Below are 13,115 nucleotides of genomic sequence, written 5' to 3'. Positions count from 1 at the left end.
ATCCGCTATGCGGACGGGTGGGATCGGGTCAACTCCAAGTTCTGTAAGCGCAGTTGGTCGAGGATCCGTCACACGCGGTGTCGTGGGCCGTTGTCGTTGACGTATCCGCAGCACGCGCTGACCTTTGGGAAGATTTCCCGGTAGCCACACCACGATTCCGGGGACGGACGACGATGACGACACCGCCGCAGCCGCCGTACGGCCATCAGCCCTCGTACGGTCAGCAGCCACCGCCCCCGCCGCCGCACTCACCTGCCACGGCACCGGCCGGCTTCGGTCCGCCGCCACCGCAGTACGCCGCTCCGCATCCGGGTGCGTATGCCCCGGTCCCGACTCCGCCCCAACCCCCTGCCGACGGACCGGAGTTCATGGCCGTCGACGTCCACAACTCGGTCGTGGTCGACGTCGCGGGCGTCGCCTTCGAGGATCACGGTGCGGCCATCGAGTTCTCCTGGCAGGAGATCGGCAGCATCCACTACAAGGCGAGCCCGAACGGCAAGGCGCTGATGGTGGCGGTGGTCCTGCCGAGCGGCCAGTTCTACGAGTGCGTGGTGCAGGCGAAGCCGAGGGCGCAGCTGGGGGAGTGGTTTGCGCAGTTGGCGGCGGTGTTGGGTTACTACCGGCCCATGGGCTGGTAGCGCGGCAGGCCGTCCGTGGAGATCGTCCAGTCGCCGATGGTGACGTCCTCGCCGTGGACGAAGTCCTTGCGGGTGGCGTAGCGGGGGCCGTCGGGGGTGGGGTGGATGTCGGTGAGGACGGCGCCGGTGCCGGTGCGGGGGTCGAAGATCTTGCCCAAGGATCTCTGGACGCAGGTGCAGAGCAGGGGCCCTCGGTGTCGACCGAGGGCCCCTGGATCGCTGTGCAGCGTCCCTCAGACGTTCACGCCGAAGTCCTGGGCGATGCCCACCAGGCCCGAGGCGTAGCCCTGGCCCACTGCGCGGAACTTCCACTCCGCGCCGTTGCGGTAGAGCTCGCCGAAGACCATGGCCGTCTCCGTGGCCGCGTCCTCCGAGAGGTCGTAGCGGGCGATCTCCGCGCCGCCGGCCTGGTTGATGATGCGGATGTAGGCGTTGCGGACCTGGCCGAAGTTCTGCGAGCGGTTCTCCGCGTCGTAGATGGAGACCGGGAAGACGATCTTGTCGATGTCGGCCGGGAGGCCCGCCAGGTTGACGTTGATCGCCTCGTCGTCGCCCTCGCCCTCGCCGGTGCGGTTGTCACCGGTGTGGACGATGGTGTTGTCCGGGGTCTGCTTGTTGTTGAAGAAGACGAAGTGGGCGTCCGAGAAGACCTTGCCCTGCGCGTTGACCGCGATCGCGGAGGCGTCGAGGTCGAAGTCCGTGCCGGTGGTGGTGCGGACGTCCCAGCCGAGGCCCACGGTGACGGCGGTCAGGCCCGGAGCCTCCTTGGTGAGCGAGACGTTGCCACCCTTGGACAGGCTTACAGCCATGGTTGGGAGTCCTTTCCCTCGTTTTGCGTACGGCGATGTGGCCGGTACGGGTCGTACGGGCATGAAGCTACAGCTACCCCTACCAACGCCAAGAGGGGTGCCCAAGGTTCCATGTGTCTTTACTTTCTTTACCGAACACGGGGTGAACGTTATTCGCGTGACGTGTGCCGGTCAGCTGCGGGACCATGGTGGGCATGTCCGGTCCCTACCTCATCCGCGGCTCCGTCTCGCTCCCCGAGGCGGAGCTCATGTGGCGTTTCTCGCGGTCGTCGGGGCCCGGCGGGCAGCACGTCAACACCAGTGACTCGCAGGTGGAGCTGCGGTTCGACCTGGCGAAGACCGAAGCCCTGCCCGAGGTGTGGAAGCAGCGGGCGCTGGAGCGGCTGGCCGGACGGCTCGTCGACGGTGTCGTCGTCGTCCGTGCCTCCGAACACCGGTCCCAGTGGCGCAATCGCGAGACCGCCGCCGTACGGCTCGCCGCCCTCCTCGCCGAGGCCAGCGCGCCGCCGCCCAAGCCGCGCCGGCCGACCCGTATTCCGCGCGGGATCAATGAGCGGCGGTTGCGGGAGAAGAAGCAGCGCTCCGATACGAAGCGGGGGCGGTCCGGGCGGGACTGGTCGTAAGGCGGCCCGGGGCGCGGAAAGCATTCGTAGAACGTCCTTTGTCACATCGCCCGCGTCCGGTCCGTCAAGTAGGAGACCTGACGGGCCGGAGTGCGGGAGCTGTGACGATGAACAAGAGCGAATTTCCGTTGGACGGCGAATTCCTTGCCCGGCGATTCGAATCGCACCGGAGTCATCTGCGGGCCGTTGCCTACCGAATGCTCGGTTCCGGCGCCGAGGCTGATGACGCGGTGCAGGAGGCGTGGTTTCGGCTGAGTCGTACCGACGCTCGTCAGGTGGACAACCTGGGTGCCTGGCTCACGACCGTCGTCGGGCGGGTCTGTCTGGACATGCTGCGCTCCCGCAAATCGCGGGCGGAGGAGCCGTGGGAAGGCGGGACGGCCGACGCGCGCGTGGCGGCCGTTTCCGTCGGGGCCGACCCCGAGCAGGACGCGTTGCTCGCGGACTCCGTCGGCGTCGCGTTGCTCGTCGTACTCGAGACGCTGACGCCTGCTGAGCGGCTGGCGTTCGTGCTGCATGACCTGTTTGCCGTGTCGTACGAGGAGGTCGCGGAGATCGTGGGGCGGAGTCCGGAGGCGGCGCGGCAGTTGGCCAGTCGGGCGCGGCGGCGGGTGCGGGGGGCGGAGGCGCACGATGCCGATCGGGTGCGGCAGCGGGAGGTTGTGGACGCGTTTTTGGCGGCCGCGCGGGAGGGGGACTTCGACGCCCTGGTGGACTTGCTCGACCCGGACGTCGTTGCGCGCACCGATGTCGGTGTGACCACGGGGGCGGCAGCGGTCGCCAAGGGGGCGTCCAGCTTCCGGCACTTCGGGGCGGTTTCGCGGCCTGCGCTGGTCGACGGTGTCACGGGGCTGGCCGTGTTCATCGATGGGCGGCTGGACCGGACGTTGGCCTTCACGTTCGTACGGGAGCGGATCGCTGTCATCGACATCGTGCTGGACGCTGCGCGGGTGGCGGAGCAGGAGGTCACCCTCGTGGGCTAGGACTGTCCCGGGGCGGTTTTATCGCCCCCGCCGCCCCTACCCGTCCCGTCCCCAGGGGCTCCGCCCCTTCGACCCCGTCAGGGGCTCCGCCCCTGGGCCCCGGCGGGGACTGCGTCCCCTGCACCCCTCGCGGGGCTCCGCCCCTGCACCCGGTTTCGGGGCTCCGCCCCGGACCCCGATCGGCCTGAACGGCCTCGTCCTCCGACGCCGGACGGGCTGAGAGATGCGGGCCCTGCCCCGTCCTCCGACGCTGGACGGGCTGAGAGATGCGGGCCCTGCCCCGTTCTCCGACGCTGGACGGGCTGAGAGATGCGGGCCCTGCCCCGTTCTCCGACGCTGGACGGGCTGAGAGATGCGGGCCCTGCCTCGTCCTCCGACGTTGGACGGGCTGAGAGATGCGGGCCCTGCCTCGTCCTCCGACGCCGGACGGGCTGAGAGATGCGGGCCCCGTCTCGTCCTCCGACGCCGGACGGGCTGAGAGATGCGGGCCGGTGCTCGGAGGGGGCCCCGCCCCGTTCTCCGACGCCGGACGGGCTGAAAGGTGTGCCCAGTTCAGCCCAACTGCCGATACCGCCCCCGGAAGTACGCCAGCGGTCCCCCGTCCGCGCTCGGTACCTCAGCCGTAAGCACACGGCCGATCACCAGGGTGTGGTCGCCGGCCCGTACGCGCTGCTCCGTGCGGCACTCCAGGGTGGCCAGGGCGCCGCCCACCAGGGGAGCCCCGGTCGCCTCTCCTCGGACGTACGGGATGTCCTCGAACAACAGGCGGTCGCTGATGCGGCCCTTCATGGCGAAGCGGCCCGCGATGTGGCGTTGGCTTTCGGAGAGGACCGAGACCGCCCACAGGGGCTGCTCGTCGAGCAGGTCGTCCATGCGGGAGCCCTCGCGCAGGCTGACCAGGACCAGGGGCGGGTCCAGGGAGACGGACATGAAGGCCGTCGCCGTCATGCCGACGTCCTCGCCGCCCGGTGCCGTCGGGTCGTCCGGATCGAGCGGCGGCTCCTGCGCGGTCACCAGGACCACACCCGCGGCCAGCCGGGACATGGCGGCGCGGAACTCCTCGTTGCTCACCCCCTCAGCATGCCCGGAGGCGGGCGGGGCAGTGATCGGGAACGTGGCAGCGGGAGTGTTCGGCACGTTCCGAGACGCTAGTGTCCGCCCAGTGCCCGCCGCATCGGGCCCCGGGCCGATACCGGACCTAGGACCATCGGCGGAGAGTTCGAAGGTTCTTCACATCCCCACAAACTTTGCGTTCAGTAAACGCATCGGGAAAACGCAGAAACACCACTCAATTGTTCATCTTTAGCTGTGACTTGAGTCACAAGAGCCATTAATTGTTGACCCTGTGTACCGAGTGGGCAGCGCGCTGTGATTCAGTGGCTGGGAAGCTGCCAATGACGATACGCCGATGAGAACCCTTGATTCGCTGCGAGGTCTCGGGGGGAGGGCGAGCATGGAGACCGAGTCGGAGCCGTACGTCCGTCTTGCGACCCTGCGACAACTTCACCAGGTCATGGCTGACATGAACACGGCCCGAAGCCTGGCGGACACACTGCAGACCGTCGCCGACGGCGTGGTCAACGGTCTCGGGTACGAGCTGGCGTGCGTCAATCTCGTACGTCCGGACGGAGACCTCGTCGTCGCCGCCTTCGCCGGAAACCCGGCGGCCGAGGCGCTCATCACCGGCCGGGTCGGCTCCCGCGAGTCCTGGGAGCGCCGTCTGACCATGGGCGAGCACTGGGGCGACCTGGTGTTCATACCGCACACCGAGGGCTGGGTCCTCGACGACGACGACGTCCCGCAGTGGTACACCGACGGCCCCGCGCCCCGCTTCGACGACGAGTGGCACCCCTCGGACCGGCTGTTCGCCCCCATGTACACGCCCCCCTCTCCCGGCGGCAGCTGCGGCGAGCTGATCGGCGTCCTGTCCGTGGACCGGCCGCGCAACGGCCGGCGGCCGGGCGCATGGGGTCGCGAAGCGCTCCAGATGTATGCGTTCCAGGCCGCCATCGCGATCAGCAACGCGCGTCTACGCGCGAATATGCAGCGGGCACTGGTCCGACTCGAAAGGGACCAGCAGGCCCTGCGGGCAAGTGAGGAAAGCTTCAGGCAGGCCTTCGAGTACGCCCCCTCCGGCATGGCGATCGCGGAGATGGGCGGCGACCAGCACGGCCGGATCCTCCGCACCAACGACGCGCTGTGCCGCCTGCTCGGCCGCCCCGCCTCCGCGATGCGCCGCTACGCCTTCTCCGACCTCGTCCACCCCGAGGACATCGGCACCCTGCTGAGGACCTCGGCGGAGGGCGGGCGGGCGGAACTGCGCCTCGGACGCCGCGACGGCACGTACGTCTGGGTCAGCCTGCGCAACTCCGTCGTCGCGGACGCCGCCGACGGTCCCCGCTTCCTGCTCACCCACGTCGAGGACATAGAGGACCGCAAGCGGCGGGAGCTGCAGCTCGCCCACCGCGCCTCCCACGACTCGCTCACCGGCCTGCCGAACTCCGCCGAGCTGCGCTCCCGCCTCTCCTCCCGCCTCTGTCAGCGCACCGGGAACCCCGGCGCCCTGGAGTCCCTGGACGCGGCGTACGGCCATCCCGTCTACGACGCGGGCGGCCACGGCTTCGACTTCCGGTCCGGCGGCGTCGAGGTGTACGACGGCTTCGACCACCATGTGCACACCGCCGCCCCCCAGAGCGACCACGACGACGGCACCAAGGGGCTCGCGGTCCTCTTCTGCGACCTCGACGGCTTCAAGTCGATCAACGACCGGTTCGGGCACAACGCGGGTGACGCAGTTCTCATCGAGGTCGCCCGGCGGCTGTCGCGGGCCGTGCGCGACGGCGACACGGTCGCGCGGCTCGGCGGCGACGAGTTCGTGATCCTCGCGGACGGGCTCGGCCGGGCCGACGCTCAGGACCTGGCCGTACGTCTGCGCAACGAGATCATCCAGCCGATCCGCGCCGAGGGACGGGCCGTGCGCGTGGGCGCCAGCTTCGGCATCGGGTGGGCGCACTGCGGCATGACCGCGGACGAAGTGTTGAAGTCCGCCGACGAGCGGATGTACGTAGAGAAACGATCTCGTCCCAAACAGCACAGACGCGCGGGCTGATCTCCAGGTCAGGGGCCGGGTCCGCGGACGGATGCGATCCGAGTCACCCGTTTGGGGCAGCCGGAGCGGGTAGGCTCGCCATTCTGACCCCACGTATCGCGTTCGACCCGCACCGCTGAGGAGTACCACGGAGATGACGTCCGGCAACAACGGCGCCAGCACGCCCGAGGACGACGACCCGTTCGGCTACCTCTACGCCGACGGGCAGGCCAACGGAGCGCAGCCCCCGTCCGGTGGCGGCGGCTACGGCTACCCGGGCTCCGTCAACCGGAACCGCGCCGTCGGCCAGCGCCAGTACGGCCAGCCGGCCCAGGTCCAGCAGACGGCCGCCTACGGGCAGGTCCCGCAGCAGCAGGGCGCGTACGGCCAGCCGAACGCCCATTACGCGGCGCCGGAGACCCTTCCCGGCGGCGGCGCTCCCACGGCCCCGCAGCAGCCGGCGTACAGCGGCGGCGGTCGCCGCGGCCCCAACACCAAGGGCCTGCTGATCGGCGCGATCGCGGTGGTCGCCGCCGTCGTGATCGGCATCGGCGTGGCGATGATGAACGGCAACTCCAACAACGACAAGGCGGGCGGCGGTTCCTCCAGCACGCCGTCCACTTCGCAGAGCGCTGAGCCGAGCCAGTCGGCCAGCAGCAGTGCTTCGGCGGAACTGCCGAAGACCGATGCGAAGGATCTTCAGCTGGGCGGTACGGCCGCCAAGGCGTCGGACGTCCAGGGTGCCAAGGCGGCGGACGGCACCTATGTGGGCAATCTCAACAACGTCGGTTCCTCGGTGACCTGGACCATCGACAACATTGCCGAGGCCGGTGACTACACGGTCTTCGCGACCTACAGCGTCCCCGGTCAGGACCAGTCGATGACGCTCCTCGTCAACGGCACGCCGTCGGGTCGGAAGTTCAACCTGAGCAACTTCGCGCATGGCCCGGACGGCGACTTCACCAAGGGCTGGACCAAGACCTTCGCCTGGACCACCCTCAAGAAGGGCCCGAACACGCTGACCCTGACCTGCCAGGCCGGCGACAAGTGCAACGTCCTGCTGGACCAGTTGTGGGTGAAGAAGGGCCAGGTCAAGAACTAGGGGCCGGCTTCAGGCCGCGGTGACCTCCCCGGTCACCGCCACCCGCCCCACCAGTTCCTCGTACGCCCCGCGGTCGAACTCCCCCGCCACCGGCGCCAGTACGGTCGCCGCCGACAGGGCCACCGCGCGGGACAAGCGGTCCGGCCAGGGGAGTTGTTCCGCCAGGCCCGACAGCAGGCCCGCGACCGCCGAGTCGCCCGCGCCCGTCGGGTTGCCGTGGAGGCGGGCCGGTGGGGTGGCGTGCCAGCGGCCTTCCGGGGTGACTGCCAGGAGGCCCTGTGTGCCCAGGGAGGCGACCACCGACCGGGCGCCCCGGCGGCGGGCGTCCTGGGCGCCGCGCAGGGGGTCGTGGGAGCCGGTGAGTTCGGCCAGTTCCTCGGCGTTCGGTTTGACGAGGTCCGGGCGGGCGGCGATCCCACGGCGCAGGGGCTCGCCGCTGGTGTCCAGGAGCACGGGCACCCCGGCGGCCTTCGCGAGCCGTATCAGGCCCGCGTACGCGCCCACCGGCACCCCGGGCGGCAGGCTGCCGCACAGGGCCACCGCGGACGCCGGTGCGAGCAGGTCCTCGTAGGCCTCCTGGAAGGCGGACCACTCGGCGGGGGCGATGGTGGGGCCCGGTTCGTTGAGTTGCGTGGTGTCGCCGGTCCGGTCGTCCACCAGCGCGATCGTGCGCCTTGTGGGACCCGCGACCGGGACGAGGGCGTCCACCAGGCCGGGGGTGGCGGTCAGCAGGTCCTGGACCGTGCGGCCCGTGGCGCCGCCCGTGAAGCCGGTGACCGTCACTTCGTGACCGAGGGCCGCGAGCACGCGCGCCACGTTCAGGCCCTTGCCGCCGGGCCGTTCGGTCACCTCGGTGATCCGGTGCGAGGAGTGCGGCTTGAGCGCCGGTACGCGGTAGGTGAGGTCGAGAGCGGTGTTCAGCGTGACCGTGAGGATCACCTGGGCCGACCTCCCCCGAAGACGCATGCGGAACGCCCGCCGAACGGACGGCGGTCGTCCCATTTTCGCAGGACGACCGCCTTCCTCAACAGCCGGACAGATCAGCCCAGTTGGGGATCGACCACCCATTCACCGCGCCGCATCACGCCCTTGAGGGCGAATTGATGGTCAAGAACGACCAGGTCGGCGTCCTTTCCGGGCTCCAGGGAGCCGATCCGGTCGTACAGGCCGAGCAGCTTGGCGGGGTTGGCCGAGATGGCGGTGACGACGTCCTCCACCGGCAGCCCGTCCACCGTCACCGCCCGCTGGAACGCCCGGTCCAGCGTGAGCGTCGACCCCGCGATGGAGCCACCCTCCACCAGACGGGCCACGCCGTCCGTGACCTCTACCTCCAAGGGGCCCAACAGATAGCGGCCGTCGCCGAAGCCCGCCGCGTCCATCGCGTCCGTGATGAGGGCCACCCGGTCCGCGCCGGCGTGATGGAAGGCGAGCTGGAGGGCGGCCGGGTGCAGATGCGTGCCGTCGTTGATGAGCTCGACGGTGACGCGTTCGTCCTCAAGGAGGGCGGTGATCGGACCGGGGGCCCGGTGGCCGATCTGCGGCATCGCGTTGAACAGGTGGGTCGCGACCGTGGCGCCCGCGTCGATCGCCGCCACCGTCTGCTCGTACGTCGCGTCGGTGTGCCCGATCGCCGCGATGACGCCGAGTTCGGCGAGGAGGCGTACGGAGTCGAGGCCGCCGGGGAGTTCGGTGGCGAGGGTGACCATCCTGGCCGTGCCGCGGGCCGCGTCGATCAGTTTGCGCACCGCCGCCGGGTCCGGGTCGCGCAGCAGCTTCTCGGAGTGGGCGCCCTTGCGGCACGGGGAGATGAACGGGCCCTCGAAGTGGATGCCGGCGATGTCGCCCTGCTCGGCGAGCTCGCTCAGCAGGCCCGCCCGCTGGGCGAGGAGGTCCATGTCGTCGGTGACGGTCGACGCGACCAGGGTGGTCGTGCCGTGCAGGCGGTGGGTGTGGATGCCCTTCAGGACGTCCTCGACGGTGCCCGAGGTGAAGGAGGCTCCGCCGCCGCCGTGGTTGTGCAGGTCCACGAAACCTGGCACCAGCCAGTGCCCCGTCACGTCGACGGCCTTGGCGTTCTCCGGAGCCGCGCCGGCGATGCGGGAGCCTTCGACGATGACACGGCCGTCGTTGACTGTTCCGGTGGGGAGGACCACGTTTGCGCCGGTCAGGACGAGGGGCGCTGTGCCGGTTGCGGGCTGCGGGTTGTCCGTGGCTGGTCGCGCCCGCGCGGCGGTAGCCGCAAATTCAGCGGGGCCCCGCGCCCCTTGGGGGGTTGCCATCAGGGCGTTACCTCCGTGCCGTCAGTTGTAGTGAGGAGATCCCAGGCCAGGAGCCCGGCACCGAGACAACCCGCCGTGTCACCCAGCGCCGCGGGGACGATCGTCGGCAGTTTCTGGAACGTGACCCGCCGCCCGACGGCCTTCCTGAGCGGTGTGAACAACGTGTCCCCCGCCTCCGCCAGGCCGCCGCCGATGATCAGGGTGCGGGGGTCCAGCAGGGTGAGGGCGGTGACCAGGCCGTCGGCCAGGGCGTCGATCGCGTGCTGCCAGACCCGGACGGCGTTCGGGTCGCCGGACGCGACTGCCTTCGCGCAGTCGGCGGCGTCTGCATCCGGATCTCCGCAGGCCTGCGCCCAGGCCTCGCTGACCGCCGCCGCGGAGGCGTAGCGCTCCAGGCAGCCGCGCTGGCCGCAGGGACAGGGGCTGCCCCCGGGCCGTACGACGATGTGGCCGATCTCGCCCGCGAAGCCGTGCGCGCCCGCCTCCACCCGGCCCGCGATGCCGATCGCGCCCGCGATGCCGGTGCCGAGGGGGACGAAGAGGAAGCGGTCGGCGCCCTGGCCGGCGCCGATGCGGCCTTCCGCGAGACCGCCGGTGCGTACGTCGTGGCCGAGGGCGACCGGGATGCCCAGCCGGTCGGCGAGCAGATCGCGCAGGGGGATGTCGCGCCAGCCGAGGTTGGCCGCGTAGGAGGCGATGCCCCGGTCGGCGTCGACGATGCCGGGGACGGCGACGCCGGCGGCGGACGCGGGCTCGCCGAACTGCTCGGCGCCGTGGGCGCTGAGTTCGGCGGCGAAGTCGAGGATGCCCTCGACGACCGCTTCCGGCCCGCGCTCGCGGCCGGTCGCCCGGCGCGTCTGGTGGAGGAGGGCGCCGTCCTGCGCGACCAGCGCGGCCTTCATCCCGGTGCCGCCCACATCCAGGGCGATGACATGTCTCACGGGGGACAGTGTGGCCCGAGGACCCGCAAGAGGTCTAGTCCACTTACGTGGTGTAGACCTATCGTGTCCACATGTTGAACAGCGAGACAGTAGGGTTGGGGTCAACAGCAGTGCAGCGGCGGGGTAGGACAGGAACGATCGCGGCGGTGTCCGCACTGGGCATGACGGCGGTCCTCGGCGGCTGCGGCCTGACCGGCGGCGGCCCGGGGGACGTCACTCTGAAGCTGATCGCCGCGGACTACGGCGACTCCGCCGCCAACAGCTCCCAGAAGTACTGGGACCGGCTGGTCCGGGAGTACGAGAGCCGGCACTCCGGGGTGAAGATCGACGTCACCGTGTACTCCTGGAACGACGTGGACCGCAAGGTCAAGGAGCTGGTCGACGCGGGCGAGGCGCCCGACATGGCGCAGATAGGCGCGTACGCCGACTACGCGAACAAGGGCCTGCTCTACTCGGCCGACGACATGCTCTCCATCAGCACCCAGGCCGACTTCGCCTCCCAGCTGGCCACCGCCGGGCAGGTCAAGGGCGTGCAGTACGGGCTGCCGTTCGCCGCCTCCACCCGGCTGCTCTTCTACAACAAGACCCTCTTCAAGAACGCCGGCCTCACCCCTCCGAAGACCTGGAACGAGCTCGCGGCCGACGCCAAGGTGCTCAAGGCGCGCGGTGTGAAGTTCCCGTACGCGCTGCCGCTCGGCCCGGAGGAGGCGCAGGCCGAGACCATGCAGTGGCTGCTGAGCGGCGGCGGCGGTTACACCGACACCGTCGGCACCTACGGCATCGACTCCGCGCAGAACATCGACACCTTCAACTGGCTCAAGGACGACCTGGTCGACAAGGGGCTGACCGGTCCCGTCGCGCCCGGCAGCCTCAACCGCGCCTCCGCCTTCGCCGCCTTCGCCAGGGGCGAGGTCGGCATGCTCAACGGGCACCCCTCGCTGATGAAGATCGCCGCGCAGAAGGGCGTGAAGTTCGGCATGGTGCCGATGCCCGGCAAGGACGGCGTGAGCAAGAACGCCATGGGGGTCGCCGACTGGATGATGGCCTTCAAGAAGAACGGCCACGCCGAGCAGATCGGCAAGTTCCTCGACTTCGTCTACAGCGAGAAGAACGTGCTCGCCTTCTCCCGCGAGTACGACCTGCTGCCGGTCACCACCTCCGCCTCCGACGTCATGAGCACGGGCAGGCAGGACGCCGCCCTGGCGCCGTTCCTCAAGCAGCTGCCGCTGTCCGAGCTCTACCCCGTCGACAAGACCTCCTGGGCCTCGGTCGCCGTGGCCGTCAAGAAGCACATAGGCAACGCGGTGGCCCCCGGCGGCAACCCCGCGGTCACCCTCGCCCAGCTGGAGTCGACGGCGTCCATGGCGGAGAACTCCCACTAGACGCGGGCGCTGTCAGTGGCGCAGGTTACGGTTCAGGACATGGACCAGGAGCAGGGGGGAGGCCGCGCGTCGCGTGAGCCTCTGGGCGAGCGCGAGCAGGCCGTCCTGGCGCTCGAGCGCCGGGGCTTTGCGGGCCCCGGCGCCAAGGAGCGCGCCATACGCGAGGAGCTGGGCCTGGCACCCGTCCGCTACTACCAGCTGCTCAACGCCCTGCTGGACGACGAGCGGGCCCTCGCTCACGACCCGGTGACGGTGAACAGGTTGCGCAGGGTGCGCGAGACGCGCCGAGCGGAGCGCTGACGGCCGGCGCTCCCCTGAGCCATGGGTGCGCCCTGCCCCGCGCGGTTATGGTCACCGTATGGGCACCCATACGGACAAGGACTCGACGCACTCCATGGACCCCCTGCCGACGCCCGCCACGCAGGCAGGCCGGGACGGGCTCGCCGCGATCCTCGCGAACCCCGCGAAAACGGTGGTCGGCCTGGACTTCGACGGCACCCTCGCCCCGATCGTGGCGGACCCCGAGCAGGCCCGCGCCCACCCGGAGGCGGTGCCCGCGCTCGCCGCCCTCGCCCCGCGGATCGCCTCCGTCGCGGTGGTCACCGGCCGCCCGGCCGGCGTCGCCGTGCGGCACGGCGGCTTCGCGGGCGTCCCCGGCCTGGAGCACCTGGTCGTCCTCGGCCACTACGGCGCCGAACGCTGGGACGCGGTCAGCGGCAACGTCAGCGCACCCGCCCCCCACCCCGGGGTCGCCGCCGTCCGCGCCGAACTCCCCGGCTTCCTCGACCGCATCGGCGCCTGGCAGGGCACCTGGATCGAGGAGAAGGGCCGCGCCGTCGCGGTCCACACCCGCCGCGCCTCCGACCCCCAGGCGGCCTTCGAGGCCCTGCGCGCCCCCCTCACCGACCTCGCCACCCGTCACGGCCTGATCGTCGAACCCGGCCGCCTGGTCCTCGAACTGCGCCCCCCGGGCATGGACAAGGGAGTGGCCCTCCTGGAGTACGTCCGCGAGATCGACGCGTCGGCGGTCCTCTACGCAGGCGACGACCTCGGCGACCTCCCCGCCTTCGCCGCCGTCGACAAACTCCGCTCCGACGGCACCCCCGGCCTCCTGGTCTGCAGCGGCAGCGACGAGGTCACGGAACTACGGGAGCGAGCGGACCTGGTGGTGGACGGCCCGGAGGGGGTCGTGCGGTTGCTGAGGAGCCTGGCGGAGCACGTCAGCCCGTCCGGCGTTTGAGGACGAGGCCCCTCAAGGGCCGAAAGCGGG

Annotated in this window: 13 protein-coding genes and 1 pseudogene; 8 read left to right on the top strand and 6 right to left on the bottom strand. The window is 70.7% G+C overall.

Annotated features, from left to right (window positions below; translation table 11 throughout):
• Positions 1 to 173 precede the first annotated feature (173 nt).
• Positions 174 to 638 carry a hypothetical protein gene (locus ACIBW9_RS24830; protein WP_398958473.1) on the top strand — a complete coding sequence of 155 codons (465 nt, stop codon included), beginning with the start codon at positions 174 to 176 and terminating at the stop codon, positions 636 to 638.
• On the opposite strand, the pseudogene ACIBW9_RS24825 reads toward ACIBW9_RS24830, so the two are convergent.
• A pseudogene (locus tag ACIBW9_RS24825) lies at positions 617 to 787 on the bottom strand (Uma2 family endonuclease); the annotation flags it as partial. The gene ACIBW9_RS24830 and the pseudogene ACIBW9_RS24825 sit on opposite strands and share 22 nt — an antisense overlap.
• Before the next feature lie 84 nt (positions 788 to 871).
• Entirely contained in the window at positions 872 to 1,447 is a 576-nt protein-coding gene (locus ACIBW9_RS24820; protein ID WP_351480735.1) for a TerD family protein, read from the bottom strand.
• 185 nt (positions 1,448 to 1,632) lie between these two features.
• Here ACIBW9_RS24820 and arfB point away from each other — a divergent pair, with 185 nt between their 5' ends.
• Together arfB and ACIBW9_RS24810 are read left to right on the top strand one after the other, a co-directional pair.
• A complete protein-coding gene (arfB, locus tag ACIBW9_RS24815; RefSeq protein WP_398958470.1) occupies positions 1,633 to 2,070 on the top strand; it encodes an alternative ribosome rescue aminoacyl-tRNA hydrolase ArfB in 438 nt (145 codons plus the stop codon).
• A gap of 107 nt (positions 2,071 to 2,177) precedes the next feature.
• Positions 2,178 to 3,053: a sigma-70 family RNA polymerase sigma factor gene (locus tag ACIBW9_RS24810; protein ID WP_398958468.1), complete on the top strand. Its 876-nt coding sequence runs from the start codon at positions 2,178 to 2,180 to the stop codon at positions 3,051 to 3,053.
• A 552-nt stretch (positions 3,054 to 3,605) separates the two neighbouring features.
• Here the strand turns inward: ACIBW9_RS24810 and ACIBW9_RS24805 are convergent.
• Positions 3,606 to 4,190: a flavin reductase family protein gene (locus ACIBW9_RS24805; protein WP_398958466.1), complete on the bottom strand. Its 585-nt coding sequence runs from the start codon at positions 4,188 to 4,190 to the stop codon at positions 3,606 to 3,608.
• Positions 4,191 to 4,506: 316 nt separating this feature from the next.
• Between ACIBW9_RS24805 and cdgB the strand changes: the two genes are divergently transcribed.
• Entirely contained in the window at positions 4,507 to 6,162 is a 1,656-nt protein-coding gene (gene cdgB / locus ACIBW9_RS24800) for a diguanylate cyclase CdgB (RefSeq protein ID WP_398958464.1), read from the top strand.
• A gap of 133 nt (positions 6,163 to 6,295) precedes the next feature.
• Positions 6,296 to 7,243, top strand: a complete 948-nt coding sequence (locus ACIBW9_RS24795) for a CBM35 domain-containing protein (protein ID WP_398958462.1) — start codon at positions 6,296 to 6,298, stop codon at positions 7,241 to 7,243.
• Between the two features lie 9 nt (positions 7,244 to 7,252).
• Here ACIBW9_RS24795 and ACIBW9_RS24790 read toward each other — a convergent pair whose 3' ends face one another.
• From ACIBW9_RS24790 to ACIBW9_RS24780, 3 genes are all read right to left on the bottom strand, one after another.
• On the bottom strand, positions 7,253 to 8,182 hold the full coding sequence (locus ACIBW9_RS24790; RefSeq protein ID WP_398958459.1) for a 1-phosphofructokinase family hexose kinase: 930 nt from the start codon (positions 8,180 to 8,182) through the stop codon (positions 7,253 to 7,255).
• A 101-nt stretch (positions 8,183 to 8,283) separates the two neighbouring features.
• Positions 8,284 to 9,522 (bottom strand): N-acetylglucosamine-6-phosphate deacetylase, encoded by a 1,239-nt coding sequence (gene nagA, locus ACIBW9_RS24785; protein WP_398958457.1) that lies wholly within the window; start codon positions 9,520 to 9,522, stop codon positions 8,284 to 8,286.
• Positions 9,522 to 10,463 (bottom strand): ROK family protein, encoded by a 942-nt coding sequence (locus ACIBW9_RS24780; protein WP_398958456.1) that lies wholly within the window; start codon positions 10,461 to 10,463, stop codon positions 9,522 to 9,524. Before ACIBW9_RS24780 ends, nagA begins: the two co-directional genes overlap by 1 nt.
• Positions 10,464 to 10,624: 161 nt before the next feature.
• Between ACIBW9_RS24780 and ACIBW9_RS24775 the strand changes: the two genes are divergently transcribed.
• The 3 genes from ACIBW9_RS24775 to otsB are packed head-to-tail and all read left to right on the top strand — an operon-like array spanning position 10,625 to position 13,085.
• Complete coding sequence (locus ACIBW9_RS24775; protein WP_398958719.1) at positions 10,625 to 11,845, top strand: ABC transporter substrate-binding protein; 1,221 nt, start codon at positions 10,625 to 10,627, stop codon at positions 11,843 to 11,845.
• A gap of 39 nt (positions 11,846 to 11,884) precedes the next feature.
• Positions 11,885 to 12,145 carry a DUF3263 domain-containing protein gene (locus tag ACIBW9_RS24770; RefSeq protein ID WP_398958454.1) on the top strand — a complete coding sequence of 87 codons (261 nt, stop codon included), beginning with the start codon at positions 11,885 to 11,887 and terminating at the stop codon, positions 12,143 to 12,145.
• Between the two features lie 58 nt (positions 12,146 to 12,203).
• On the top strand, positions 12,204 to 13,085 hold the full coding sequence (otsB, locus tag ACIBW9_RS24765; protein WP_398958452.1) for a trehalose-phosphatase: 882 nt from the start codon (positions 12,204 to 12,206) through the stop codon (positions 13,083 to 13,085).
• Positions 13,086 to 13,115 lie beyond the last annotated feature (30 nt).

Source organism: Streptomyces sp. NPDC049541, from assembly GCF_044465725.1.
GTDB lineage: Bacteria > Actinomycetota > Actinomycetes > Streptomycetales > Streptomycetaceae > Streptomyces.
Note: the sequence above shows the minus strand (reverse complement) of the source record. Positions and strands in the feature narration are given on the sequence as shown.